Here is a 26,664-nt window from a genome sequence, read left to right on the forward strand (position 1 = left end):
CAGCCCCGCAACTGGGCTGGCTGCGGGGCTGTCGTCGTCGTTGGGTCAGACGTTCAAATCCTCGTCCCTACGGTTCTTGATGCGCGAGGTCGCGATGAACGAGATCGCCGCCAGGATCATCAGGTAGATCGAGATCGACATAGAGGTACCCGTTCCCTTGAACAGTGCCTCGGAGATCGTCGGGACGAAGGCCCCACCGAGCACGGTGCCGATGGCGTAGCCGATGGATGCTCCACTGAATCGGACTGCTGCGGGGAACATTTCGGCGTACAGCGCCGGCTGTGGTCCGTAGGCGAGGCCGAGTCCGACGGCGAAGAGTCCGAGGGCCACGTAGATCCACTGCAGCTCACCGGTATCGACGAGCAGGAAGAACGGGATGGCACACAACACCATCGACGCGTTGCCCAGGTTCATGATGGCGGTCCGGGAGTAGCGGTCGGACAGATACGCACCGAGCAGGGTGAACACACCCCACACGAGAGCGGCGAACAGACTGGCCACCAACACGTCCACACGGGCGAGCCCGTGCTCCCTCGTCGAGTACGCGACGATGAAGCCACCGACGATGATGTAACCGTTGCCGTTGTTACCCACGAACGACAGCGCGGCGAGCATGACCTGCTTCTTGTTGGTGCGCCACAGTGCACGAACGGGAGTGTGGTTGCGCTCCTTGCGTTCTGCGAGCTCCTTGAACACCGGAGTCTCTTCGACGCGGCGTCGGATGTAGAAGCCGACCAGGATCAGCACGAAGCTGATGAGGAACGGAATACGCCAGCCCCAGGCCTCGAACTGCTCTTCGCTGAGCAAACCGGTGCACAGTGCCAACGTTCCCACCGCGATGAGCATGCCGAGCGGAACACCCATCTGGGTTGCGGCACCGTAGATTCCGCGCTTGCCCTTCGGGGCGTGCTCGACGGCCATCAATGCCGCGCCGCCCCATTCGCCGCCGGTCGAGAATCCCTGCAGGATGCGCAACACGATCAGGATGATCGGAGCCCAGATGCCGATGGTCGCGTAGGTGGGCAGCAGTCCCATTCCGACGGTGGCCGCGCCCATGAGGGTGAGGGTGGCGATGAGGACCTTCTTGCGACCGATCTTGTCGCCGAAGTACCCCGCGACGATGGCCCCGAGAGGACGGAACACGAAGCTGATACCGATGGTCACGTAGGCGACCAGCTGTCCGGACGAGCCCATGGGCGCGAAGAACAGCTGAGCGAAGATCAACGACGCGGCCTGCGCGTAGATGAAGAAGTCGTACCACTCGACGGTGGTTCCGACCATGCTGGCCATCGCGGCGCGGCGATGCTCACGCGACACCCCGGTGGGCGTCTCGACCTGTGTTGTCATCGACGATCTCGTTTCGTTCGGGCTCCGGCGCTCGTGAGAGCGAGCGACAGTTCGGAGTGACGTGGGGTATGAACAGCGGCGGATTCAGGTAACCGACGAACCGGATAAAACTCACCGTCCATTCGGTCGGTAATTACTGTGACCGGCGCCACCGTAGTTTGTCAAGGTGGTCGCGTGCATAACAAGGCCCTGCCCACACTTCGTCGGAAACTACCGATCGAGACCTCGTGCTTCGTCCGAAACGACGCAGACATCGACAGCGCCGCCCGACATACTCGAATCCATGGCTGCTCCGACCACCCTCGTTCTCCATTCGCCGGTCATCGACGAACTGATGCGCGCCCTCGGTGCCGACGCGGTGGTGACCGACCCGGACATTCTGCAAAGCTTCCGGCACGACGCCGCCGCTCTCTGCGAATCCGCGCTACCCCTGGCGGCAGTGCTACCGAGCACCGAATCGGACGTACAGGCGATCATGAAAATCGCATCGGCACATCGCATTCCCGTGGTGCCGCAGGGTGCATTGACCGGCCTGGCGGGAGCCGCGAACGCCAGCGTCGGAGCCATTGCCCTCAACACCCGGCGGATGAACAAGATCGTCGAGTTGGACGTCGTCAACCGCACCGCCGTCGTGCAACCCGGTGTCACAAACAAAGAGCTGAAAGATGCTGCCCTGCAGCAGGGATTGACGTACCTCCCCGACCCGTCCAGCTGGGAGGCGTCGACCATCGGCGGCAACATCGCCACCAACGCCGGCGGTCTGTGCTGCGTGAAATACGGCGTCACAGCACGGTTCGTCCGTGGTCTGCGCGTCGTACTCGCCGACGGGCGCGCCACGTTCGTCGGTCGACGCACTGTCAAAGGCGTGGCCGGGCTTTCTCTGGCCGAACTGTTCGTCGGATCCGAGGGCACACTCGGAATCATCACCGAAGCAACCGTAGGACTCGACTTTCCGGCTGCCAATCCGCTGACCATGGCCGCGACCTTCCCGTCGACTGTCGCGGCCGGTGAAGCGGTGACGCAGATCCGGGCCGCCGGTATCACTCCGAGCCTGTTCGAGTTGCTGGACCGCACCACCATCGCCGCGATCGACGCGTACGCCCGGATGGACTTCGGCACCGACGCCGCGGCCGTGCTGATCGCTCAGTCCGATATCGGCGCGGGCTCTGTGCAGGAGCTCGAAGCCATCGCCGCACTGTGCACCGCAGCCGGGGCAACCGATGTGGCCGTTGCCGAGGACGAGGTCGAATCGGAGCAACTCGTGCAGGCCCGTCGACTGGCGTACCCGGCACTCGAGCGTCTCGGCTCACCGTTGGTCGACGATGTGTCCGTTCCTATTTCGCAGCCCGCCGCGATGATCGATGAGGTCGGACGCATCGCCGAGCGCATCGGCATCGTCATCGGCGTCGTCGGCCACGCAGGGGACGGCAACATCCATCCGACAGTCATCGTCGACCCGTTGGACCCGAGCTCATTGACTGCCGCGCACCGCGCGTTCGACGAGATCGCGGCATTCGCACTCTCGCTGGGCGGGACCATTACCGGTGAACACGGCGTCGGCCTGCTCAAACGCGATCTTCTCGAGACCGAACTCGATTCTGTTGCAGCGGAACTGCAGCGCGGCATCAAGGAGCTGCTCGACCCGCAATACCTGCTCAACCCAGGGAAGGTCCTCACCGCCCGGTCGTGAGCCGCAGCGACATCCACACCAGCAACCGGTTGTCCACGTCATCGAGATCGAGACCGAACAACTCCTTGGTACGCCGGAGTCGGTAGCGAAAGGTATTGGGGTGCAGGTACAGCGACGCAGACGCGGCAGCGACGTTGGATTCGTGTGCCAACAACGCCAGCACCGTGGCGGCGTATTCCGTACCTTCCGAGGCATCGCAGGACAGCATCCGTTCGACGGCAGGCAACGCGAGCGACACTTCCGACAGCGCCTCCCCCGCTCTCCGAAGAGTGACCGATACGCGATTCTGCTCGAATGTCGTTGTCTGTGCCCCCGTTTCGATCGCGTCGAGTACCCAGTGAGCATGCTTTAGCGCTATCGCTGGACGGGCGTCCGGGCCACCGATCGCGAAGCTCACCGCAGCACCGAAGGCCGTCTCTGCGCGTCGTCGAACCTCCTCTGCCTCCGCAGCGAATGCGCGTTCGTCGTCGGACTCCACCACCAGCAGGACGATGTTCCCGTCGACGATGCATCCGGAGTCGCCCGCGTTGCCGAACGTGAGCTGCAGCAGACCAGCGAGCTGCACCAACATTTTCTGCGCTCGCGGCGACTCCACTTCTGCGGCCAGAACGGCGTAGCGCTTTCCCGGCGTAGTGACGACCTCGGGATCGGTCAGTAACGCACGCACCCTGGGATTGTCGGCATCGGCCGGATGATGTCGGGCCGACAACAACGGCACTGCAGCTGCGGCCGCACGCGTCAATGCAGCCACTGCCGCAGGGGCCGGCGCACAGATGCCGACACCGGACGCAATGCACCAGATGGAGCCGAGGTACTCACCGTCGACCGACACCGCTACTGCCAGACGCGGTAGCGCACCGGCCACATCGACCACGTGCACGGTCGAGCTGCGCCGGAAGTCCGGATCGATGTGATGCACCATGTATCGAGCCGGGACCTGCTTGCCCAGAATGCCGTCGCGTCGCACGTCGTCGATCGGCTGCCCCGGCACCGACGAATACGCCACCACATAGCCCTGCGGATCCATCACCGACACAGCACCACCCACCGCAGTGGCGGTGGCGTCTGCCAGCGCCGACAGGTCTGCAGTGGTCACCGACTCACAGTACTTCCACGCGCCGGATCGCTAGCGCGCTATCGTGCGACTGTCGCCTCGGAATTCGGCGATCAGCTCGTCTCGGCACGTCACCGACACATCGTAGAGGCCGTTCCGGCCGAACCGCGCACGCTCGATGGCGTCCGCAACCAGCACGTCACCGGCCTTCGTCGGACGGAGATAGCGGATGTCGCATCGTGCCGCGACGGCCGAGTCCTCGTGCGAGTTGCAGGCCATCGCGAAGGTGGTGTCCGCAAGCAGGAACACGTAGCCGCCGTGGGTGATTGCATAGCCGTTGACCATGTCCTCGGTGATGACCATCGACATTCTGGCGTGGCCGGGTGACAGCTCGATCAGTTCGATGCCGAGCTTGCGGGACGCGGCATCGACCTCGAACATCTCCCGCGCAATAGGCGAATCGGTCACGGCCGCAACACCGACTGCTCGTTCTGGGTGAACATCGTGACGCCACCGGTCGCGAAGTTCCGCAGATCCTTGCCTGCCGCTGTCATCTCGGGCGAAGCCAACCCTGCCTTCAGCGATGCCTCGTCCGCGAAGTACAGACTTGCGATTGCGTAGTAGGGCGGCGGGGACTCGTCGAGCGAGTCGAGCGTACCCCAGGTGAAGTCGACCAGGCCGGGAACTGCGCGAGCGAGGGGCACGTGCACCTTGGTGTAGTGCCGATCGAAGGCGGCAGGGTCCTCGGGTATTCCGTAACAGACGGCTACTCGCACGCTCATGACGCGGCCTCGGGCTTCGCGACCAGAGTGAGTACGTCGTAGGTGGCGACGGGGTCACCGTCCTGGTTGACGACCACTGCGTCCCACCGCACCTCGCCGTAATCGGCACTTTGGCGCGGTGTGATGAGCTTGGCCGTCAACGTGACCGTCAGCGAATCCTCGGCCTTGACCGGCGTCAGGAAGCGCAGGCTGTCGACGCCGAAGTTCGCCAGGACGGGGCCCGGTGCCGGGTCGACGAACAGCCCTGCGGCCAGCGAGACCACCAGGTAGCCGTGCGCCACGATGCCGCCGAACAACGGATTTGCCGCTGCCGCTTCGGGATCGGTGTGCGCGTAGAACGTGTCGCCGGTGAATTCGGCGAAGTGATCGATGTCGGCGCGGGTGACCTGTCGTGGGCCACCGACGATGGTATCGCCCAGTCGCAGTTCGCCGAGGTTCTTGCGGAACGGGTGAACGTCGCCGGTCGTCTGCTTCGCTCCGGTGACCCACTTGTTGCCGATGGCCGTCAGCACGTCCGGGGTTCCCTGGATTGCGGTGCGCTGCATGTGGTGCAGGACGCCGCGGATACCGCCGAGTTCTTCACCACCGCCTGCGCGGCCGGGTCCGCCGTGCACCAGTACCGGTAGCGGCGAACCGTGACCGGTCGATTCCTTGGCGTCCTCGGAATTCAGGACCAGGATGCGCCCGTGATACGGAGCGGTGCCCAGGACGATCTCGCGCGCGATGGCCGAATCTTTGGTCACCAGAGATGCGACCAGAGAGCCCTTTCCGCGGGCGACGAGGTCGAGCAGGTCCGCGGTGCTGTCGTAACCGATGACGGTGGAGACGGGCCCGAATGCCTCGATCTCGTGCGGTTCGGGTGCGCTCTTGTCGCCGGCCTTCAACAGGACCGGCGCCATGAAGGCACCAGGCCGTGAATCCACGGAGTCGGGATCACCGAAGACGACGGTGGCCGACTTGATCAGTCCACGAATGGATTTGAGGACCTCGTCGCGCTGGTCGATGCTGGCGAGTGCACCCATTGTGACGCCGTCGTCCTGCGGGTCACCGACGACGACCTTGTCGAGCTTGGCCTTCAGCGCCTCGATGACGGGTTCGACCGAGTCCTGCGGCACCAGCACGCGGCGGATGGCCGTGCACTTCTGGCCGGCTTTGGATGTCATCTCGGTGAAGACACCTTTGACGAACAGATCGAACTCCGGATCGCTCTGTGCCACATCGGAACCCAGGATGGACGCGTTGAGAGAATCGGCTTCCGCCGTGAAATGGAGTCCCTCGCCGACGACGTTGGGGTGTGAGCGCAGGGTCGCAGCGGTATCGGCCGATCCGGTGAAGGCCACCGAGTCCTGGCCGCCGAGGTGGTCGAGGACACCGCGGGCACTGCCGCACAGCAACTGAACCGACCCCTCGGGCAGCAACCCCGACTCGATGATCCGACGGAAGACAAGCTCGGTCAGGTACGCAGTTTGGCTGGCGGGCTTGACGATCGAGGGCACGCCCGCGATGAACGCGGGTGCCAGCTTTTCGAGGAAGCCCCAGACGGGGAAGTTGTACGCGTTGATCTGCACGGCGACGCCGCGCCGGGAGGTGTAGATGTGCTGACCGAGGAAGGTGCCCTTCTTGCCGAGCTGCTCGATGGCGCCGTCGAGGTAGACCGTCTCGTTGGGGAGTTCACGTCGAGCCTTGCTCGCGTAGCTCAGCACGGTGCCGAAACCGCCGTCGATGTCGACGCCGGAATCGCGGGTGGTAGCTCCGGTGTGCCGGGAGAGTTGGTAGAACTCCTCTTTGCCTGCCAAAAGTGTCAGACCCAGTTGCTTGAGCAGGGCTGCACGTTCGTGGAACGTCAGGGCTGCGAGCGCGGGGCCGCCGACGGTGCGGGCGTAATCGATCATGCCTGCGACGTCGAGACCGCTGGACGACACCCGGGCGATCTCACTGCCGTCGACGGCGCTCAGCAGCGGCGTTCCCTCGTCGGTCGCGGAATACCACGTGCCCTGGGCATAGCTTTCCAGAAGTCTGCTCACAACGCCTCCATCTCACCGTACGTTCGGTCGGTAATTACCATCGCCGCCGAACGCCGAGAAGTCAAGACCAGGAGTGGAGCCTGCGGAACGACCCGGCTGAGCATGTCCTCGCTACGTGCGGCGCAGGCCGTCGAAGGTCAGAGCCACGACGGCGTCGGCCAATTCCTCGACGGATCCGCCGGTGCGCGGGCGGTACCACTCGATGAGCGAGTTGACCGTGCCGAAGACGAGCTTGGACGCCAGAGCCGGGTCGACACCGGGACGCAGGTCGCCCTCCTCGGCGGCGGCGACGACGAGCCCGGTGACGAACGTGTCGAATTCGCGCCTGCGGGCGAGAGCGCGCCGCTCGACGTCGGTGTTGCCCCGCACCCGCAGCAGCAGCGTCACGTAGGGCAGTTCCGCGCACAAGATGTCGACGCTGCGACGCACCAGGTATTCGAGGCGATCGATGTACCGCCCGGTGGTCGCCCGATCCTCGGTCGTCACGGCGAACAGCGCATTGAGAGCCCGCGACAGCGCGAGTTCGAGCAACTCGGACTTGCCCGATACGTGGTGGTAGATCGACGACTTGGTGATACCGAGCCGCTTCGCCAGAATCTCCATGCTGGTGCCGTCGTACCCACGGTCGTTGAAGACCTTGACCGCCACGGCCAAGAGGGAATCCAGGTCGTATCCCGGCCGCCCTGGCTGTCCGGTCTTGCGCGGCGCGCGTGCGGTTGTCATTGCCACATCTTCGCAGTCGGCGGACGATTCCACAGCACCACGGGCAGCAGACCTTGCCAAACGACCGAATGTTCGGTTATTAATGACGCAACCGACGAAGGAGTTTCGAAGTGGCCGAAGTATTTCTCGTGGCCGGCGCACGTACCCCGCACGGGCGCTACGGCGGCGCCCTGGCCTCGGTGCGCCCCGACGATCTCGCCGGGCTGGTCGTGGCCGAAGCGGTCCGCAGAGCGGGCGTACCCGTCGATCGAATCGACGAGGTGATTCTGGGTGCGGCCAACCAGGCAGGCGAGGACAATCGCGATGTGGCCAGAATGGCGGTTCTGCTCGCAGGTCTGCCCCAGTCGGTGCCGGGATACACCGTCAATCGCCTGTGCGCGAGCGGACTGACCGCAGTAGCCAACGCCGCGAGCACCATTCGCAGCGGTGAGGCCGACATCATCGTCGCCGGTGGCGTCGAGTCCATGACGCGCGCGCCGTGGGTCATGGCCAAGCCCGGGACGGCGTGGGCCAAGCCCGGCGAGATCTTCGATACCTCCCTCGGCTGGCGATTCACCAACCCGACCTTCGCAGCGCACGACGCGGGGATCGACCCCAAGATCACCCTGTCGATGGGCGAGACCGCCGAAGAGGTCGCGCTCAGCGAGGGCATCACCCGTGAAGAGTCCGACGCCTTCGCCTTCCGCAGTCAGCAGCGTGCCGTCGCCGCACAGGATTCCGGACGCTTCGCCGACGAGATCGTGCCCGTCACGACCAAGAACGGCGATGTCACCGAGGACGAGACGCCGCGCCGCGGAACCACTCTGGACAAGCTCGGCACCCTGAAGACCGTGTTCCGAAAGGGCGGAATCGTCACCGCCGGCACGTCGTCACCGTTCACCGACGGGGCATCGGCATTGGTGGTGGCCTCGGAAGAAGCCGTGCGCACGTACGGCCTCGAGGTTCGCGGCCGCATCGTCACCAGCGCGAGCGCCGGCATCGCGCCCCACATCATGGGACTCGGTCCGGTCCCGTCCACGCAGAAGGCGCTCACTCGCGCGGGATGGTCGATCGACGACCTCGGTGCCGTCGAACTCAACGAGGCCTTCGCGGCACAGTCCCTCGGCGTCATCCGCCAGCTGAAGCTCGACGAGAACATCGTCAACGCCGACGGCGGGGCCATCGCCCTCGGCCACCCCCTCGGCTCGTCGGGTGCTCGAATTCTGTTGACGCTGTTGGGCCGGATGGAACGAGAGAAGGCCTCCCGTGGGCTCGCGACACTGTGCGTCGGCGTCGGGCAAGGCGTGTCGATGTTGATCGAGGCACCGTGAACACGCTCATCGTCGAGGAGTCGACGGACCGCGTTGTCGTCACCCTGAGTCGCGAGAAGCAGCGCAACGCAATCGATTCCGACATGATCAGCGAGCTGCACAAGGTGTGCGCGCTCGTGGAGCAGGATCCCAGGATCGTGATCCTGACCGGAGCAGGCGAGCATTTTGCCGGCGGTGCCGACATCAACCAGTTGCGGGCCCGCACTCGCGACGACGCACTGCGCGGCATCAACCGAAACCTGTTCGATCGCATTGCAGCATTGCCCCTGCCGACGATTGCAGCCGTCCGCGGATACGCGCTCGGCGGTGGAGCCGAACTGTCCTATGCCTGCGACATCCGGATCGCGTCGTCGACTGCCGTGTTCGGTAATCCCGAACCGGGACTGGGCATCATGGCTGCCGCCGGAGCCAGCTACCGGCTGCCGACGCTGGTGGGCGCGTCCGTAGCGAAGCAGGTGCTTCTCGGTGGCCGGACACTCGACGCAGAGGTGGCACTCCGATCCGGTCTGGTGCTGGACGTCGTCGACGAGCCCATGGCCGCAGCGCATTCCCTCGCGGATCGCATCGCCAAGCAAGCACCACTGGCACTGACACTCACCAAGAAGATTCTCGATGCACCCGGTTCGCACCCATGGGCCGACGACATCGCGCAGGCCGTGCTGTTCGAGACCGAAGACAAACAACGCCGCATGACGGCATTTCTGGAGAAGAAGAAATGACAGTTCCTGTGAAAGTTGGTGTCGTCGGTGGCGGACGGATGGGCGCGGGTATCGCGCAGGTCTTCGCGGCCCTCGGCTCCATCGTCGTCATCGCCGAAGCAGCCGACCAGACTGCAGCCCTCGGACGAGTCTCGACCGGGCTGGACCGGGCGCACGAGCGCGACAAGCTCAGCGAGGACCCCGCTGCGATTCTCGCCCGGGTCTCCACCGTCGCCGGCCCCGCGGATCTTGCTGCCGACCTGGACCTGGTTGTCGAAGCGGTTCCCGAGATTCCGTCGCTCAAGGTCGAGGTACTGGCTCTCGTCGACAAGATCGCCGGGCCCGACACGGTCATCGCGTCGAACACGAGCTCGATCTCCATCGCGGAACTCGGCGCAGCATTGAGCGATCCGAGCCGCTTCATCGGGATGCACTTCTTCAACCCGGTTCCGGCGTCGACCCTCGTCGAGATCGTGCGCGCTCCGGCCACTTCCCTAGACGTCGTGCAGCGAGTGCAGCAGTGGGTGTCACTGCTCGGCAAAACCGAGGTGCTCGTCAACGACTCCCCCGGGTTCGCTACCTCCCGGCTCGGCGTGTGCCTCGGACTCGAGGCCATCCGGATGCTGGAGGAAGGCGTCGCCGACGCCGAATCGATCGACCGCGCCATGGAACTCGGCTACAAGCATCCGATGGGTCCGTTGCGGTCCACCGACCTCGTCGGGTTGGACGTTCGGCTCGCCATCGCAGAACACCTGGCGTCGACCCTCGGCGACAGGTTCACTCCCCCGCAGTTGTTGCGAGACATGGTTGCTCGCGGCGACATCGGACGCAAGTCCGGTCGCGGCTTTTACGATTGGACGAACGCATGACGGTACGGTTCGATGTCACCGACGGCCTGGCGACCATCACCCTCGCGCGCTCCGAGGCACACAACGCCCTCGACGTCATGACGAAAGTCGGCCTGATGTCTGCAGTGCAGAACGCCGCCGCACCCAGTGTGCGCGCGGTGCTCATCACCGCGGAGGGCAAGAACTTCTGCGTCGGCCAGGACCTCGGCGAGCACGTCACCGCACTCGAAGCCGACCCGGCCACGGCGATGGATACCGTCGGCGAGCATTACAACCCGGTCATCCGAGGGCTCGAAGCGCTCGAGGTGCCGATCGTCGTGGCCATCCCCGGCGCGTGCGTCGGTGCCGGTCTCGGGATCGCACTCGCCGGAGACATCCGCGTCGCCGGCACCAAGTCGTCGTTCGCCACGGCGTTCACCGGCATCGGATTGGCCAGCGACTCGGGGTTGAGCTACACGCTGGTCGACGCACTGGGAGCGAGCCGGGCCGCGGGACTGATGCTGCTCGGAGACAAGGTCACCGCCGCGCAGGCTCTCGACTGGGGTCTGGTGCATCGCGTCGTCGACGATGCCGACGTTCTCGAGACCGCGCGCACGCTGGCCACAACGCTCGCTGCGGGACCCACCCTGGCGTACAAGCAGGTCAAGTCGCTGATCGCGCGGTCCGGTCTGTCCGACGCCCTGGACCGCGAGGCGCAGGCACAGACCGCTCTGGGACAGACCGCCGACCACAAGGCCGCCGTCGATGCTTTCCTCGCGAAGAAGAGAGCCTCCTTCGTCGGCAGGTGAGCGGGAGTGGAGCCTGCGGAACGACCCATGTGAACAGAAACTCGACCCCTGCTACGAACTTTCACGCACGTGCGGCGAAGCCGCTCTTGTGCCCGGGGTCACTTCGATGCATACTGGTTACCAACCGATCATTCGGTAATGAAAGTAGGACTTATGACCACGTCAAATACCCTGTCCACCGAGACGCTGCAGGACGGGTTCGACGAGACCATTGCCCACGAGCAGCGCGTCGAGCCCCGTGACTGGATGCCGGACGGCTACCGCAAGTCGCTCATCCGCCAGATCGCCCAGCACGCGCACTCCGAGATCATCGGCATGCAGCCGGAGGGCAACTGGCTCACCCGCGCACCGTCGTTGCGCCGCAAGGCGATCCTGATGGCCAAGGTGCAGGACGAGGCCGGTCACGGTCTCTACCTCTACTCCGCCGCTGAAACGCTCGGAGCGGACCGCGCCGACCTGACGGTCAAGCTCATCGAGGGCAAGCAGAAGTACTCCTCGATCTTCAACTACCCCACCCTGACGTACGCCGACGTGGGCACCATCGGCTGGCTGGTCGACGGTGCGGCGATCTGCAACCAGGTTCCCCTGTGCCGCAGCAGCTTCGGTCCGTACGCACGCGCGATGATCCGGGTCTGCAAGGAAGAATCCTTCCACCAGCGCCAGGGCTACGAACTGCTCGCCACGATGATGCGCGGCACCGACGAACAGCGCGCCATGGTTCAGGAATCGGTCAACCGCTGGTGGTGGCCGGCACTGATGATGTTCGGCCCGCCGGACGACGAGTCCCCCAACACCGAGCAGTCCATGAAGTGGGGCATCAAGCGCCACACCAACGACGAACTGCGCCAACGCTTCGTCGACATGTCGATCCCGCAGGCGAAGGCACTCGGAGTCACGTTCCCCGACCCGGACCTGAAGTGGAACGAGGAGCGCAAGTCACACGATTTCGGTGAGCCCGACTGGTCCGAGTTCATGCAGGTGATCAAGGGCAACGGTGCCTCCAACGTCGAGCGCATCGCGAACCGTCGAGCAGCTCACGACGGCGGAGCCTGGGTCCGTGAGGCCGCAACCGCATTCGCCGAAAGGAACGCAGCATCATGACAGAATTCACGGCCGAGGGCGGCCACGGCGCAGTTCCCACCGACAACGTGCCGGTGGAGCCGAAAAGAGAAGCAGTAAAGGCTGATTGGCCGTTGTACGAGGTGTTCCTCCGCGGCAAGCGCGGCCTGAACCACGTGCATGTCGGATCGCTCCACGCTGCCGACGACCACATGGCCCTGCGGCATGCTCGCGACGTCTACACCCGCCGCAACGAAGGCGTCAGCATCTGGGTGGTTCCGTCCAACTCGATCGTCGCGTCGTCGCCGTCGGAGAAGGATCCGTTCTTCGCACCGAGTGGCGACAAGGTGTACCGCCACCCGACGTTCTACGAGATCCCCGACAACGTTCCCCACATGTGAGACCCATACTCCCAGAGGACAAGCACCCATGACTGATCACGACAGCGCCTACGAGGGCCTCGTCGACGAGGACTCGCACGGGCAGTGGGCATTCGGGACGAGTTTCGACGACCCGCTCGCCGGCGTCGATACCACCGTTCCCGACGACGTCGACCTGAACTCGCTTGCCGCATACTGCCTCATGCTCGGCGACGACGCGCTGATCAGCTCGCAGCGCCTCGCCGAATGGAGCACTCGCGCACCGGAACTGGAAGAAGAGGTGGCGCTGGCGAACGTCGGCCTCGACCTCCTCGGCCAGGCCCGGCTGCTGCTGGCCCGCGCCGCCAAAGCCGATCCGACGGTGGTGCCGTTCATTTCGGACACCTCACCCGCACCCGCCGAGGATGCGCTGGCGTTCTTTCGCGACGAGGCCGACTTCCGCAACGTCAGACTCACCGAGCTCGACAACGGCGACTTCGCGAAGTCGCTGGTTCGGCTGCTGGTGTTCTCGACGTGGCGTCTCGCCGTCTTCACCCGCCTGCAGGAATCCCGTGATCCCGTCCTTGCCGCGGTCGCGAACAAGGGCGTCAAAGAGCTGACGTACCACCGCGATTACGCGGCACGCTGGGTCGTCACCCTGGGCTGCGGAACCGACGAATCGAAGCGACGCGTCCGCGACGCCGTGACCCGGATCTGGCCGTACGTCTCGGAATTGTTCATCCCGACGGACGAGGAGATCGCACTCGCGAAGGTCGGTGTCGCCGTCGACCCTCGCGATGTTCGCGACGAGTTCGATTCGGTTCTTGCACAGGTGCTGCACGCCGCGGAGCTGGACGCCCCCGAGGGCAAGTCCGTGGGCACCATCGGCGGCCGCGGTGGCCGTCGCGGCATTCACACCGAGGCCTTCGGCCCGTTGATCGCCGAGATGCAGGTCGTGGCGAGGGCACATCCGGAGGGAGTCTGGTGACAACGATGGAACTTTCGGCTCGCGACATCGCAGCTACCGTCATGGATCCGGAGATGCCGCTGCTCACCCTCGACGACCTCGGCGTCCTGCGCGACGTCGAGGTACGCGAGAACGGCAGCGTGCTCGTCACGATCACTCCGACGTACTCCGGCTGCCCCGCCATGGCGACGATGCGGGACGACATCGCTCACACGCTTCAGGACCACGGCTACGCGGATGTCGAGATCGTCACCAGCCTGACGCCGGCATGGAGTACCGACTGGATCTCCGAGGAGGGCCTGCGCAAGCTGCGCGAGACCGGCTACTCCACTCCGGGTCCGGCCCCGGAACGTACATCCGGCCCGGTTCCGCTGACCTTGACCGTCAAACCCCGTCAGCTCACCTGCCCGCAATGCAGCTCGCGCAACACCCGGCTCACGTCCGAGTTCGGCGCCACCCTCTGCAAAGCCCAGTACCGGTGCGACGACTGCCTCGAGCCCTTCGACCACGTGAAGGAAATCTGATGACCGTCACCGCCGAGCCCGTTCAGAAGAATCTACGCAACAAGCCTTTTCATTCATTGACCGTTGCCGACGTGGAATCCCTCTGCGACGACGCCGTTGCTGTCACGTTCGACGTCCCGGAAGAATTGCGCGAAGAGTTCGACTTTCGACCGGGCCAGTCACTGATGCTCAGCCGCACCGTCGACGGCGTCGAGCACCGCCGCTCATACTCCATCTGCGCCCCGGCCGGTGCGCGTCCCCGCGTCGGTGTCCGCGAGGTGTCCGACGGTCTGTTCTCCTCCTGGCTCGTTCACGACGTCAAAGCAGGCGACCGCATCGACGTGCAGGGCCCGAGCGGCACCTTCCACGCTGATCCGGCCCAGGCCGGCAGGCACGTGCTCATCGCCGCCGGTTCCGGTATCACCCCGATGTTGTCGATTGCGGCATCCGTTCTGGCGAATCCCGACTCCGAAGTGGTTCTGCTGTACGGCAATCGCCGGACGCGAACGGTGATGTTCGCCGAGGAGATCGCCGACCTGAAGGATCAGTACGGCAGTCGATTCGACGTCATTCACGTGCTGTCTCGCGAACCACGGGAAGTCGAATTGTTCAGCGGCAGGCTCGATGCCGACCGGCTTCGCGAGATACTCGACACCGTCGTCGCAACACCGGACATCGACCACTTCTGGTTATGCGGTCCGTTCGGGATGGTGAGCGATGCCCAGGACGTTCTGAAGGAACTCGGCGTCGCGAAGAGCAGCATTCACCACGAACTGTTCTACGTCGACGACGTACCGCCGCCGCAGGAGCAGCACCGCGAGCCCGGTATTACCGGCCCCAGCAGTGAGGTCACGATCATCCTCGATGGCCGCGAGGTGAAAGGCGCTCTGCCGCAGGACGAGTCGATTCTCGATTCGGCCGAGCAGCTGCGCTCGGATCTCCCCTTCGCATGCAAGGGCGGAGTGTGCGGCACCTGCCGCGCGAAGGTGACCTTCGGAGAGGTCGACATGCGTCGTAACTATGCATTGGAAGACAACGAGGTCGATGCCGGCTTCGTGCTCACCTGCCAAACCTTCCCACTCAGCGACACCGTCACCGTCGACTTCGACGCCTGAGACCACGAGAGACCGATCATGACCAGTGTGCTGTCCGCCCCCACCGATACCCCCGACATCGAGTTCGCCTCTCGGGACCGCATTTCCACGCTGCAGTTGGAGCGCCTGCGATGGTCGCTGCAGCACGCGTACGACAACGTTCCGCACTACACGAAGGCATTCGACGACGCCGGGGTGCATCCGACCGATCTGAAAGATCTGTCGGATCTGGCGAAGTTCCCGTTCACCGCCAAGAAGGACCTGCGGGAGAACTACCCGTTCGGCATGTTCGCGGTGCCGCAGGACAAGGTCTCGCGCATCCACGCGTCCTCGGGCACCACCGGACGTCCCACTGTCGTCGGTTACACCGCGAACGACATCAGCAACTGGGCCGATCTTATCGCCCGCAGCCTCCGCGCCGGCGGCGTCAAGCCGTCGGACAAGGTGCACGTGGCCTACGGGTACGGCCTCTTCACCGGCGGACTCGGCGCGCACTACGGCGCAGAACGTCTGGGCTGCACGGTGATTCCAATGTCGGGCGGTATGACCGATCGTCAGATCCAGCTCATCGAGGACTTCGAGCCCGACGCCATCATGGTCACGCCGTCGTACATGCTCACGATCGTCGACGCGATGGTCAAGAAGGGCATCGATCCGGCGAAGACCTCGCTGAAAACCGGTGTCTTCGGCGCGGAGCCCTGGACCGAGGAGATGCGCAAGGAGATCGAGAAGACTCTCGACATGGACGCCGTCGACATCTACGGCCTGTCCGAGGTCATGGGACCGGGTGTCGCGATGGAATGCGTCGAAACCAAGGACGGACTCCACATCTGGGAGGATCATTTCTACCCGGAGGTCATCGACCCGGTGACCGGCGAGGTTCTGCCCGACGGCGAGGAGGGTGAATTGGTGTTCACGTCCTTGTCCAAGGAAGCGATGCCGATCATCCGCTACCGCACCCGCGATCTGACGCGACTGTTGCCGGGCACGGCTCGCACGATGCGTCGGATGCAGAAGGTCACCGGCCGCACCGACGACATGATCATTCTGCGCGGGGTCAATCTCTTCCCGACGCAGATCGAGGAGCTGATCTTGACGGTTCCCGTTCTGGCACCGCAGTTCCAGTGTGTGCTCGAGCGTGCCGGACGCATGGACTCACTGACCGTCCTCGTCGAAGCCCGACCCGATGCCGCGCTCGACACGCATCCGATTGCCGCAGCAACGCTGAAGAAGCTGGTCAAGGACCGGATCGGCGTCAGCGTCGCGGTCGACGTCGTTGCACCGGCGGCCCTCGAGCGTTCCATCGGTAAGGCCCGCCGTCTGATCGACAACCGTCCGACCGTATGACATGAGCCCGGTGGCACAGGATTTCGAGCAATGGCGCGAGAACGTCTCCACGGCGTTCGTGCCTCTCGACGCTGTGTCCACCGGGCCGTCGTCGTTCCAGGGCACGCTGGTGTCGTCGACGCTCGGGGCGCTGCAACTGAGCGAGGTGACCGGCCGGGAGGTCGACGTCAGGCGCACACGCGCGACCATCCGGCGGTCCGACCCGGGATTGATCAAGGTGGGTCTGCAACTGACGGGGTGCGGCACGATCGTCCAGAACGAGCGCGAGGCCGTGCTCCATCCTGGCGACTTCGCGGTCTACGACACCAGTGCCCCTTACGATCTGCACTTCGCCGGGGACTTCGAGATGTTCGTGGTGATGCTTCCACGCGACGCGCTCCGCATCGATTCCCGTGACTTGACGACCGTTGCCGCGCGTCGTGTGGAGGGCGATCACGGCGTCGGCGCGCTGGTGTCGCCGTTCCTGTTCAATTTGCGTCGCAACGCCGCCGACGGCACTTTACCAACGACACCGATGCTCGAGAACGCCGTCCTCGATTTGCTCTGCGCCGCTCTCGACGACGCGGCTCCCCACGATGCGCCGGGATCCACACTCCTGATCGAGGCCAAGAGTCTCGTCGAATCTCAGCTGTCCGATCCGACACTGTCCACGGCGTCTCTCGCTGCGCACCTGCATATTTCGACGCGCTACTTGCAGAAGCTCTTCGAGCAGGACGGTCGCACGGTGGCCGGCTGCATCAGATCCAGGCGTCTGGAGAGGTGCCACCGCGACCTGCGTGACCCTCGTTTCGCCGCAGACAGTATCGGAACCGTCTGTGCGCGTCACGGTTTGATCGATTCCTCGAACTTCTCGAAGCTGTTCAAGGAGACGTACGGCATGTCGCCGCGGGAGTACCGCGCCGGGTGAGAGCGCACGCCGCCCTCACCCGACCACGAACTACTTTCCGAGGATCAGATCCGAGGCCCGCTCACCGACCATGATGGACGGCGCGTTGGTGTTGCCCGACGGCACCGTGGGCATGATCGACGCGTCCGCCACCCGCAATCCATCGACCCCGCGGACCCGAAGGTCGGCTCCGACAACGGCATCGGAGTCCGACTCGGCTCCCATCTTGCAGGTTCCGACCTGGTGGTGGTACGTACCGGCAGTCTGTCGGACGTACGCCCGCAGGTCGTCGCGGGTGCGGGCGCTCGGTCCCGGTACCACCTCCGCTTTACGCCACGGCGCGAAGACATCGGAGGCACCGATCTCCCGGCAGATCTCCACCGCGTCGACCATCGCTTCGAGGTCGTACGGATCGGCCAGGATGTTCGGATCCGCCAGCGGCAGTTCATTCGGATCCGAGGACGCCAATCGCAGCGTGCCGCGTGAACGCGGAGCCACGATTCCCGGAGCGATCGTGTAGCCGTTCTCGGGCACCGGGTATCCGTCGGCGGGGTAGGGGATGTGCATGAACAGGGGCTGCAGATCGGGTGCAGCGCCGGCCCATCCGGTACTGCGGGCGTACAGCTGCGCTTCGAGCAGGTTGTTGGTACCGGCTGCGAGCGGCTCGAGGGACTCGTAGATGTTGCTGAGCAGCAAATGGTCGTGCAGGTTCTCGCCGACGCCCGGCAGGTCGACGACGGTGTCGATTCCCAGTTCAGCCAAATGTCTGGACGGCCCGATTCCACTGAGCAGCAGGGTCTTCGGAGAGCCGAGGGCTCCGCCGCACAGGATGACCTCGTGATCGGCGAACGCTCGCTCCAGCTCGCCATCTCCGCGGCTGTATTCGATGCCCACCGCTCGGCCGTTCTCGAGCACCACTCGGTGCACGAGAGCACCGGTGGTCACCGTCAAGTCGGGATTGTCGAGCACCGGGCCGACGAAGCTCTTCCAGGCGCTCATCCGCTCCCCGTCGCGCGTGGTGGTGTGGTTGTAGCCGGCACCGACCATCTCGTCGGCGTTGAAGTCGTCGATGAGCTTGTGCCCGTGCTCGACGGCCGCGTCGACGAAGGCTGCCGCCAGTGGATGCGGGGTACCCATGATGGACACCGGCAGTGGCCCGTCACCGCCGTGGAACTCGTTGGCACCGAGCTCGTGTGACTCCGAACGCTTGAACAACGGCAGCACGTTCTCCCACGACCATCCGGCGTCACCGCTGGCCGATGCCCACCCGTCGTAATCGCTGGAATGCCCACGTACGTAGATCATTCCGTTGAGGGACGAGCTGCCACCGAGGACGCGTCCGCGTGGCCAGAAGATTCGCCGATCGTTGGCGTGCTTCTGCGGGGTGGTGAACAGTCCCCAGTCCTGCGGTCCGCCCAACAGCGTCGGCCAGCCCTGCGGTGAGTGGATCGCCGGATCGGTGTCCACGGGACCGGCTTCGATGACGTGGACGGTGTGGCCTGCGTCGAGGAGCCTCCTGGCGATGACGCTTCCTGCTGATCCTGCTCCGACGACGACGTAGTCGGTCGATTTCTTCGGCATGTCAGTCCTTGCTGTTTCGTTGCTGCACGAGGGAGTCGGGCTACAGAACTACGGTGACGACCTTCTCTTCGGTGTTGGCCTCGATACCGGCCCACCCGAGTTCCCGGCCCGTGCCACTGGACTTCATGCCGCCCCAGGGGAGAGCGGGATCGATTGCAGCCCAGCCGTTCACCCACACCGCGCCGGAACGGACCTGCCCGGCCAGTATGTGCGCCCTCGACACGTCGCGAGTCCAGATCGAAGCGGCCAAGCCGTACACGGTGTCGTTGGCGATGGAGATCGCCTCGTCGGCCGTATCGAACGGAATTACCGTTCCGACCGGTCCGAAAATCTCCTTCTGGGCGATCTTCATGTCGTTGTCGGCGTCGGCGAAGATCGTCGGCTCGACGAAATAGCCGGCACCGTCGGGACGTCCGCCACCGGCTGCGACTCGGGCTCCGCCGTCGCGTCCGGCCTGGATGTACCCCAGCACACTGTCTCGCTGCGTCGCGTTGACGAGGGCACCCATCGTCGTCGACGGATCGAACGGATCTCCCAGGACCTGAGCCGACGCCGCTGCGGCCAAACCGTCGACCACGTGCGAGTACAGCGAGCGATGCACCAGCACTCGGGTTCCGGCGGCACACACCTGGCCCTGGTTGAAGAACAGTCCCATCGCGGTTCCGTTGATCGCCGCGTCTAGATCCGCATCCTCGAGGATGATCTGCGGGGACTTGCCGCCGAGCTCGAGCGTCGTCCGCTTGAACGTGTCGGCGGCTTTCTTCGCGATGAGCTTGCCGACTCGAGGGCTGCCGGTGAAGCTGATCTTGTCGACGTCCGGGTGTCCGACCAAGGCGTCACCCGTCACTTCACCCAGTCCTGGAACAACATTGACCACTCCGGCCGGTACTCCTGCCTCGTCGATCAGTCGAGCCAGGTGCAGGATGGACAGCGGCGCGTCCTCCGGCGGCTTGACGACGACGGTGTTCCCCGCGGCCAGCGCGGGAGCAAGCTTCCACGCCGCAATCATCAGCGGGGTGTTCCAGGGAACGATCATGCCGATGACGCCGACGGGTTCGCGAACGGTGTAGGAGTGCGTCGGCTGCCCGAAGTAGCCCGCGGTAGGGATGGAACTGCCGGTGATCTTGTCGGCCCAGCCCGCGAAGTGCCGGAACGTGGCTGCGGCATTGGGGATGTCGAGCATCGCGGGCTGGCCCACCGGCTTACCGATGTCGAGGGCTTCGAGTCGAGCAAGAAGGTTACCGTCCCGCTCGATCAGATCGGCCACCCGATTGAGCAGCTGGCCCCGGACCGCTCCGGGCGTTGCGCCCCACTCGCCACCGAGCTGGGCACGGGCCGCACGCACCGCTGCATCGACGTCCGACGCGGTGGCCGCAGCAATCTCGGCCAGGGGCTGTTCGGTGGTCGGGTTGATGTCGGTGAAGGTGCCTCCGTCGGATGCACCGTGCCACTGCCCCGCGATGTAGAGCTCGGTGGCGGTGCCGGTCGGCAGCGACGGTGCGGCCGATTCCTGTACTGCGGTCATGTGTTTTCGCTCCTTCTCGGTGCCGTGTGCAGGCACCTCTCGCATGTCTGTTCCAGACTGCGCCCGGGCGAACGCGCCGGTCTTGTGTGATCGCGCACACATTGTGCGGTAGATGCGCACAGTCGCGAGAGTGCAGCAGGCAGCCGAACGGGTTCCGTGCCGGCACCGAAAGGCGCAGTATGAGGTGGTGAACGTGACACCGACGCAATTGCGAGCGCAGTTCGCCCTTCGTCTGTCGGCTCTGTACGGGCGGGAGGTTCCCGCGTACACGACGCTGTTGGACGTCACCGCGTCGATCAATGCCGAGACGATGCGCACCAGCGGTGCCGATGCGGAACGTTTCGGCTCCATCGATCGCGTCACCGCCGAGCGACACGGGGCGATTCGTGTCGGCAATGCACGTGAGATGTCGCAGGTGGCACTGATATTCGGTGCCATGGGCATGTATCCGGTGGGTTTCTACGATCTGCGTGACACTGCGTCGAGTTCGATTCCGGTGGTGTCGACTGCGTTCCGGCCGATCGATCCGGCCGAGCTGGCGATCAACCCGTTCCGGATCTTCACCTCGATGCTGGTGGCGTCGGATCGACGGTTCTTCGACCCGGATCTCGGCCGTCGCCTGACGGAATTCCTCGACCGCAGAACACTGTTCCCTCCGCTACTGCTCGAGCTGGCAGCCACGTGCGAGAGGGACAACGGCCTCGCAGCGGAGGAGTCCGCTACCTTTCTGGACCTCGCGACGGCGGCGTTCGCGTTGTCGACCGACCCTGTCGACAGAGCGTGGTATCGCGAACTCGAGGCAGTCTCGGCGGTAGCCGCCGACATCGGTGGTGTCTCCTCCACCCACATCAACCATCTGACACCGAGGGTTCTGGACATCGATCTTCTGCATCGCCGTATGGGAGAGCGCGGGGTGGCAATGATCGACACCATCCAGGGGCCTCCTCGTACGTCCGGTCCTGGATTGTTGTTGCGCCAGACGTCGTTCCGAGCGCTGGACGAGCAGCGGATGTTTCTCGACGAGAACGGCAACGTCGAACTCGGCCATCTACGGGTGCGTTTCGGCGAGGTCGAAGCCAGGGGCGCGGCAGCTACCGCACTCGGACGACGTCGCTACGACGAGTATCTGGATCGACTCGATACCGAGGAACCCGAGCACGCGTCCGCACTGTGGTCGTCGCTGGTGCCGGGCGACGAGACACAGTGGATGGCAGAAGACCTCGCCTACTTCACCTTTCGAGTCACTGGGACCAACCCGTCCGCTGCAGACCGGGACGGTGGCCTCGTCGAACTGGTCAGGTCGGGTGTTCTCGCGGCCGACCCGATCGTGTACGAGGACTTCCTGCCCAAGTCGGCGGCGGGCATCTTCAGGTCCAATCTCGAATCCGACGGCACACGCAATTCCGACAATACCGCGGCAGCCTTCGATGCGGAGGCGATGGAAAGCGTTCTGGGACGGACCCTGCACGACCCGTACCGGATCTACGACCGCCTCCGAGACCAGTCGGTGACGCTAGTCGAGAAGCACCTCGGCCTGACGAAGCCTCTCGACTGCCCATGGACCCACTGAGCAATCGGCCCGAGATACCGAGTATCAGCCCGAGATACCGAGGGATCCGGCGAGGGTCGGCCAACTCTTCGGTAGCTGCTCCACCCAGTACGGCCACGAGTGCGTTCCGGTCTCGGTGAAGTCGAACGTTGCAGGAATGTTCAACTGGCCGAGCCGATCCGCGAGTCGGTGTGTGCAGTAGTTGGACCCGACCTCGATGAGGCCACCGACCACCACCCTGTCCCATCCCGCTGCAGTGTCGAAGCTTTCGTGACGTCCGGGAGCGCCGGTTCCCACCGACACGTAGACATCGGTACCGCGCAGACTTTCGGCATTGGCCACCGAATCATGTTCGGCCCACGCAGGATCGAAGGGTCCGCCCCACATGTTGTCGGCATTGCCGCCGAATGCTCCGACGATGGCTCGAATACTGGCCTGGCCCAACGGTTCGGCGGACGCGAAGCAGCCGCTGTACGACGCCACGCCGGAGTACACGTCCGGGTTACGTGCGGCGAGCATCATCGCCGATTGTGCGCCCATCGACAGTCCCGCGATCGCGTTGCGGCCGTTGCCGTCCACGGCCGCGTCGATCAGCGGAGGTAGTTCCTCGGTGAGAAACGTTTCCCACTGGTACCGGCCGAGTTTCGGGTCGTCGCGCTGCCAGTCGGTGTAGAAGCTGCCTGGCCCGGCCAACGGCAGGACGACGTTGACGTTCTTGTCGGCGAAGAACTCCGCTGCCTGCCCCTTCCGCAACCACATGCTGTTGTGCGGATCCTCTTCGCCGATGCCGCTGAGCATGTACAGCGTCGGACGCGGTCCGGTCTTCACCGCGGGCGTGAGCACCTGCACTTCGACGACGGCCCCCATAGCGGGTGAGTCGACCTTCAGCGTGCGCAGCGTGTCGGATGTCAGGACGGTGTCGACGATGCGGGCGGAGGGCGCAGCCGGCTCGGCGGATGCGATACCTCCCGAGGCGATCGACAGGGACAACGCTGCGACGAAGACAGTGGTGGAGATGCGTCGGCGACGCATGGCGATCCTCTCGGGATTATCACGGTAAGGGTGAATCGAGGTGCAGCATTGCACAATTGCGCGCCCGGTAACACGTTGTGGGCAAACTTTCATCACTGTCGCAGACTCGATACCCGATCGAGGTGGCGAACCTGAACCTCCGCCCTTTTTCATCATTCGAGTCGTACACGAACAATTCGTGCACTAATCAATTCTGCTACTCTGGCCACCGTGACCACCACCGAGGATCCACTCGCGCTCGATCGCCAGGTCTGCTTCGCCCTGGCCGTCACCAACCGGGCTGTGCTGTCGGTGTATCGGCCGTTGCTCGAACCGATGGGCCTGACCCATCCGCAGTATCTGGTGATGTTGGCCTTGTGGGGCGAGTCGCCGATGTCGGTCAAAGCGATCGGCTCAGCGCTGCAACTCGACTCGCCCACCCTGTCCCCGCTGCTGAAGCGCCTGGAATCGATGGGCCTGCTCACCCGCACACGCAGCACGGAAGACGAGCGCATTCTGCTCGTATCCCTCAACCCCGCCGGAGCCGCTCTCCGCGCCGAAGCCGAAAAGATTCCATCCGCGGTCGTGGCGAGACTCGGTGCGTCACTCGACGAACTGGAGCAGTTGCGCCGCGTCCTCACTCGCGTCAACGACGCGGCGATCGCAGCAGGAGCACTGACATGAGCGCACGACCCCAGCGCACCCGTCCGAACGCCGGCCAATGGTTGGGCTACGCCGTCCTGGGCCGCAAACTCCCCGACTCGATGCAGGATTGGGTTCGACGCGACCTCGTCGGCCCCGGCGCGACACCGCGTCACATCCTGCGCTCGATGATCCCGTTCCTGCCCATCTTCATCGGGTTCTTCGTGCTCTTTCCCGGCGCGATCTGGTTACGTGCCTCGATGGTCCTGTTGGCCCTGCTGCTCGCGCTGTTCTACACCGCCGCATACATGGACCAGAACCGCGCTCGTCGTCTCGAGATTCACGGACTGCCCGCCGATCTGAAGAGCGAGAAGAAGACGGCGGAACTCGAACGCGAACGCGAGAACTACCGCCGCAACCACTGACCGGCCGGTCAGTGCTCGCGGGCGAGGCCGGCGGTGAAGTCGTCGGCGATCATGACGGCCAGATCCCGCGTCTTGCGGTTGGTGTTCTGTGAGAGTTCGGTCAATTGCGTGAACGCGGCGTCCGCGTCGATCCGATACACCGACATGAGGATGCCGACGGCTCGGCCGATCGTGCCGCGGGTCTCGAGCGCCGTACGCAGTGTCGCGGCCTGATTGCCGCTCTCGGCGATCAGCTGCTCGCGCATCCGTGACAGTTCGAGGTGCACGCGAACGCGCGCGACGAGTTCGCGGTCGTGGAACGGCTTGACGATGTAATCGTCGGCACCGCGTCCGAGTCCGTCGAGCACAAAGTCGGTTCCCGCACGAGCGGTCAGCAAGATGACCGGTACTCGCTTCAACTCGGCGTCGCCGCGGATGTCGTCCACCAGATCCAGACCACTGCGCCCCGGCAGCATGACGTCGGAGAGCACGAGACCCGGCAGCATCGCTCGGGCACGATCGAGAGCGGTCTCGATGTCCCCCGCTGTCGAGACGGACCACCCTTCGTCGGTCAGCAGGCGCGCGAGGTAGTTGCGCATGTCGACGTTGTCCTCGACGAGCAGGACGTCGGCGCGATCGGACGTCTCGGGAACGGGCTCGATCGAGGGGAAGATCGCCGAGATCGGATCGGCCGGAGCGCCGGGTCGATCGATAGCGGCAGCTTCTGCGGGCAACCGCGGCACCTGCACGGTGAAGGTAGTCCCCCGGCCCACGTCGCTGTCGACGTCGATGCGCCCGTTCAAGGCGGTCAGCAGGTCCGTCACCAGGGCAAGCCCGATTCCGGACCCTTCGATGCTGTGCGCGCCTTCTCGTTCGACGCGGTGGAACCGGTCGAAGATTCGAGGGAGGTCCTCGGCCGGAATTCCCAGCCCGGTGTCTGTGACCACGAGCCGGACGGTGTTCTCGTCCGCGACCAGACGAACCGACACCCGTCCGGCCGGGGTGTACTTGACGGCGTTGGCGACGAGGTTGAACACCACCTTCGACCACATTTCGGCGTCGGTCAGGACCACGACGTCCTCGGCCGCATCCACGACGAGCTCGAGCCCCTGCGCCGACGCGACGGCCGAGAACATCGTCGCGCAATCGCGTGTCACCGAGCCGAGGTTCACCGGCTCGGGTCGAGAGACGAGTCGGCCGGCCTCGGCATTGACGATGTCGAGCAGGTCGTCCACCAACCTGCGCAGCCGCATCGACGCGCGATGAACGACGTCGAGTGATTCGCGGTCGTTCGCGTCCAGCACCGAAGCAGCGTTCTCGCGTACCGAATCGAGCGGGCCCGTCAGCAACGTCAGCGGGGTGCGGAATTCGTGCCCGACGTTCTCGAGCAGCCGAGTCTTCGCAGCATCGGCGTCGGCCAAGGCCGCCACCCGGCTGCGCTCCATCTCGAACGCGTGCGAGGCCGTCAATGCGGTGGACAGGCGTTCGGCGACGACGACGCAGAACGAGGTGAAGGCGTCGTCGATCACCCGATGGCTGCTCACTCCGATCAACAGCGCCCCGACCGGCTGTACCCGACCGGCCATCGTCAACGGCACGACGACGGCCTGCGGAACGTTGCCGTCCACCTGCACGGTCGCGCAGGCGACCGTACCGTCGGCAACTCGAGAGATGTCGGCGCACTCCCACGTCGCAGCCTGGTACCCGGCGTCGCCGCCGGTCACGACACACTCCACCGGGCCGTCCGCATTCAGATCTTCGCGGAGGTAACCGGCGACGAGGGGAAACTCCGATGCTTCGGCCGCGAGCACACCCACTGCCGCACGGCAGATGTCCACGGCACCGTCGGTGTCGTTGCCCGTCAGCGTGCCCAGGCTCAGCAACGCCTGCATGCGGCGTTCGCCGAGGAGCTGCTGGGTGACCTCCGACGTCGCGACGAACACGCCGAGGACCGCGCGCTCGGGACCGTGAATCGGACTGTACGAGAAGGTCCAGTACGTCTCTTCGAGGAACCCGTACCGATTCATCATGAACTGTTGGCGAGCACCGTGCACCGCAGTGCCGCCGTCGACGACCTGATGGGCCAATGCGCCGATCTCGTCCCAGATCTCCGCCCAGCAGTCCCTGGCCGGCTGCGCTGCGGCGGCGGGAAACTTGTCACCGAGAAAATCGGTGTACGAGTGGTTGAAGATCTGGACCAGGTGCGGCCCCCACCAGATCAACATCGGGATGGTCGACGGCATGACCGTGCGGATGGCCGCGATCAATTCGTACGGCCATTGCTCCACCGGTCCCAGCTCCGTGGAGCTCCAATCCAGCTCGCGAAACCGAGCCTCGGTGGCATTGTCACCGGGAAACAGCTCGTCGAGCCGAGCCGAACCGGGATCGGGTACTGCGGGATTCATGGCCTCGTCCTTAGTCACATGCGGCCGTAGGTCAAGGACGGGCGCAAACTCCTCGTCGATTCTATCCG

General features: G+C 64.9%; 25 protein-coding genes. 15 read left to right on the forward strand and 10 right to left on the reverse strand.

What is annotated here, in order from left to right:
* Window positions 1–45 precede the first annotated feature (45 nt).
* Window positions 46–1,347: an MFS transporter gene (locus AB0P23_RS08195; protein ID WP_027494645.1), complete on the reverse strand. Its 1,302-nt coding sequence runs from the start codon at window positions 1,345–1,347 to the stop codon at window positions 46–48.
* Window positions 1,348–1,630: 283 nt separating this feature from the next.
* Between AB0P23_RS08195 and AB0P23_RS08200 the strand changes: the two genes are divergently transcribed.
* On the forward strand, window positions 1,631–3,037 hold the full coding sequence (locus tag AB0P23_RS08200; RefSeq protein ID WP_363797212.1) for an FAD-linked oxidase C-terminal domain-containing protein: 1,407 nt from the start codon (window positions 1,631–1,633) through the stop codon (window positions 3,035–3,037).
* On the opposite strand, the gene AB0P23_RS08205 is transcribed toward AB0P23_RS08200, so the two are convergent.
* From AB0P23_RS08205 to AB0P23_RS08225, 5 genes are all read right to left on the reverse strand, one after another.
* Window positions 3,021–4,133, reverse strand: coding sequence for a PucR family transcriptional regulator (locus tag AB0P23_RS08205; protein ID WP_032368681.1), 1,113 nt, complete (start codon window positions 4,131–4,133; stop codon window positions 3,021–3,023). The two genes, AB0P23_RS08200 and AB0P23_RS08205, sit on opposite strands and share 17 nt — an antisense overlap.
* A 30-nt stretch (window positions 4,134–4,163) precedes the next feature.
* A complete protein-coding gene (gene paaI / locus AB0P23_RS08210) occupies window positions 4,164–4,532 on the reverse strand; it encodes a hydroxyphenylacetyl-CoA thioesterase PaaI (protein WP_206498614.1) in 369 nt (122 codons plus the stop codon).
* A gap of 23 nt (window positions 4,533–4,555) precedes the next feature.
* Window positions 4,556–4,873 (reverse strand): EthD family reductase, encoded by a 318-nt coding sequence (locus tag AB0P23_RS08215; protein WP_206498598.1) that lies wholly within the window; start codon window positions 4,871–4,873, stop codon window positions 4,556–4,558.
* Window positions 4,870–6,897 carry a phenylacetic acid degradation bifunctional protein PaaZ gene (gene paaZ, locus AB0P23_RS08220; RefSeq protein WP_057472494.1) on the reverse strand — a complete coding sequence of 676 codons (2,028 nt, stop codon included), beginning with the start codon at window positions 6,895–6,897 and terminating at the stop codon, window positions 4,870–4,872. The genes AB0P23_RS08215 and paaZ overlap by 4 nt, the downstream gene beginning before the upstream one ends.
* A gap of 111 nt (window positions 6,898–7,008) precedes the next feature.
* Window positions 7,009–7,620, reverse strand: a complete 612-nt coding sequence (locus AB0P23_RS08225) for a TetR/AcrR family transcriptional regulator (RefSeq protein ID WP_027494651.1) — start codon at window positions 7,618–7,620, stop codon at window positions 7,009–7,011.
* A gap of 110 nt (window positions 7,621–7,730) precedes the next feature.
* Between AB0P23_RS08225 and AB0P23_RS08230 the strand changes: the two genes are divergently transcribed.
* The 11 genes from AB0P23_RS08230 to AB0P23_RS08280 all read left to right on the forward strand — a co-directional run bounded on the left by AB0P23_RS08230 (window position 7,731) and on the right by AB0P23_RS08280 (window position 17,500).
* Window positions 7,731–8,930, forward strand: a complete 1,200-nt coding sequence (locus tag AB0P23_RS08230; RefSeq protein ID WP_206498597.1) for a thiolase family protein — start codon at window positions 7,731–7,733, stop codon at window positions 8,928–8,930.
* Window positions 8,927–9,649 carry an enoyl-CoA hydratase/isomerase family protein gene (locus AB0P23_RS08235; RefSeq protein WP_167329803.1) on the forward strand — a complete coding sequence of 241 codons (723 nt, stop codon included), beginning with the start codon at window positions 8,927–8,929 and terminating at the stop codon, window positions 9,647–9,649. The genes AB0P23_RS08230 and AB0P23_RS08235 overlap by 4 nt, the downstream gene beginning before the upstream one ends.
* On the forward strand, window positions 9,646–10,497 hold the full coding sequence (locus tag AB0P23_RS08240) for a 3-hydroxyacyl-CoA dehydrogenase family protein (RefSeq protein WP_206498596.1): 852 nt from the start codon (window positions 9,646–9,648) through the stop codon (window positions 10,495–10,497). Before AB0P23_RS08235 ends, AB0P23_RS08240 begins: the two co-directional genes overlap by 4 nt.
* Window positions 10,494–11,264: an enoyl-CoA hydratase-related protein gene (locus AB0P23_RS08245; RefSeq protein WP_363797216.1), complete on the forward strand. Its 771-nt coding sequence runs from the start codon at window positions 10,494–10,496 to the stop codon at window positions 11,262–11,264. Before AB0P23_RS08240 ends, AB0P23_RS08245 begins: the two co-directional genes overlap by 4 nt.
* Window positions 11,265–11,417: 153 nt before the next feature.
* Window positions 11,418–12,365, forward strand: a complete 948-nt coding sequence (paaA, locus tag AB0P23_RS08250; RefSeq protein WP_027494656.1) for a 1,2-phenylacetyl-CoA epoxidase subunit PaaA — start codon at window positions 11,418–11,420, stop codon at window positions 12,363–12,365.
* The gene (paaB, locus tag AB0P23_RS08255) at window positions 12,362–12,724 is read left to right on the forward strand and encodes a 1,2-phenylacetyl-CoA epoxidase subunit PaaB (RefSeq protein ID WP_027494657.1); all 363 of its coding nucleotides are present in this window, start codon (window positions 12,362–12,364) and stop codon (window positions 12,722–12,724) included. Before paaA ends, paaB begins: the two co-directional genes overlap by 4 nt.
* A gap of 28 nt (window positions 12,725–12,752) precedes the next feature.
* Window positions 12,753–13,670 (forward strand): 1,2-phenylacetyl-CoA epoxidase subunit PaaC, encoded by a 918-nt coding sequence (paaC, locus tag AB0P23_RS08260; RefSeq protein WP_363797218.1) that lies wholly within the window; start codon window positions 12,753–12,755, stop codon window positions 13,668–13,670.
* Between the two features lie 5 nt (window positions 13,671–13,675).
* Window positions 13,676–14,173, forward strand: a complete 498-nt coding sequence (gene paaD / locus AB0P23_RS08265; RefSeq protein ID WP_032385906.1) for a 1,2-phenylacetyl-CoA epoxidase subunit PaaD — start codon at window positions 13,676–13,678, stop codon at window positions 14,171–14,173.
* On the forward strand, window positions 14,173–15,267 hold the full coding sequence (gene paaE / locus AB0P23_RS08270; RefSeq protein WP_219519239.1) for a 1,2-phenylacetyl-CoA epoxidase subunit PaaE: 1,095 nt from the start codon (window positions 14,173–14,175) through the stop codon (window positions 15,265–15,267). Before paaD ends, paaE begins: the two co-directional genes overlap by 1 nt.
* An 18-nt stretch (window positions 15,268–15,285) precedes the next feature.
* Complete coding sequence (gene paaK, locus AB0P23_RS08275) at window positions 15,286–16,593, forward strand: phenylacetate--CoA ligase PaaK (RefSeq protein ID WP_027494661.1); 1,308 nt, start codon at window positions 15,286–15,288, stop codon at window positions 16,591–16,593.
* A gap of 1 nt (window position 16,594) precedes the next feature.
* Window positions 16,595–17,500 (forward strand): helix-turn-helix domain-containing protein, encoded by a 906-nt coding sequence (locus tag AB0P23_RS08280; protein WP_206498593.1) that lies wholly within the window; start codon window positions 16,595–16,597, stop codon window positions 17,498–17,500.
* Between the two features lie 30 nt (window positions 17,501–17,530).
* Here AB0P23_RS08280 and AB0P23_RS08285 read toward each other — a convergent pair whose 3' ends face one another.
* On the reverse strand, window positions 17,531–19,060 hold the full coding sequence (locus AB0P23_RS08285) for a GMC family oxidoreductase N-terminal domain-containing protein (protein ID WP_363797220.1): 1,530 nt from the start codon (window positions 19,058–19,060) through the stop codon (window positions 17,531–17,533).
* 40 nt (window positions 19,061–19,100) lie between these two features.
* Window positions 19,101–20,585, reverse strand: coding sequence for a phenylacetaldehyde dehydrogenase StyD (gene styD, locus AB0P23_RS08290; RefSeq protein ID WP_363797222.1), 1,485 nt, complete (start codon window positions 20,583–20,585; stop codon window positions 19,101–19,103).
* A 184-nt stretch (window positions 20,586–20,769) separates the two neighbouring features.
* Between styD and AB0P23_RS08295 the strand changes: the two genes are divergently transcribed.
* Window positions 20,770–22,155: a VOC family protein gene (locus AB0P23_RS08295; RefSeq protein WP_363797331.1), complete on the forward strand. Its 1,386-nt coding sequence runs from the start codon at window positions 20,770–20,772 to the stop codon at window positions 22,153–22,155.
* A 24-nt stretch (window positions 22,156–22,179) separates the two neighbouring features.
* Here the strand turns inward: AB0P23_RS08295 and AB0P23_RS08300 are convergent, their stop codons facing one another.
* Window positions 22,180–23,166, reverse strand: a complete 987-nt coding sequence (locus AB0P23_RS08300) for an alpha/beta hydrolase family protein (protein WP_032373522.1) — start codon at window positions 23,164–23,166, stop codon at window positions 22,180–22,182.
* Between the two features lie 210 nt (window positions 23,167–23,376).
* Here AB0P23_RS08300 and AB0P23_RS08305 point away from each other — a divergent pair, with 210 nt between their 5' ends.
* Both AB0P23_RS08305 and AB0P23_RS08310 read left to right on the forward strand, forming a co-directional pair.
* On the forward strand, window positions 23,377–23,829 hold the full coding sequence (locus tag AB0P23_RS08305; protein WP_363797225.1) for a MarR family transcriptional regulator: 453 nt from the start codon (window positions 23,377–23,379) through the stop codon (window positions 23,827–23,829).
* Complete coding sequence (locus tag AB0P23_RS08310) at window positions 23,826–24,212, forward strand: DUF5313 family protein (RefSeq protein WP_032367853.1); 387 nt, start codon at window positions 23,826–23,828, stop codon at window positions 24,210–24,212. Before AB0P23_RS08305 ends, AB0P23_RS08310 begins: the two co-directional genes overlap by 4 nt.
* Window positions 24,213–24,220: 8 nt before the next feature.
* Here AB0P23_RS08310 and AB0P23_RS08315 read toward each other — a convergent pair whose 3' ends face one another.
* On the reverse strand, window positions 24,221–26,596 hold the full coding sequence (locus AB0P23_RS08315) for an ATP-binding protein (protein WP_363797226.1): 2,376 nt from the start codon (window positions 26,594–26,596) through the stop codon (window positions 24,221–24,223).
* Between the last annotated feature and the right edge of the window lie 68 nt (window positions 26,597–26,664).

Origin of the sequence: Rhodococcus sp. NPDC077669 (assembly GCF_040686915.1) — a bacterium.
Classification (GTDB): domain Bacteria; phylum Actinomycetota; class Actinomycetes; order Mycobacteriales; family Mycobacteriaceae; genus Rhodococcoides; species Rhodococcoides fascians.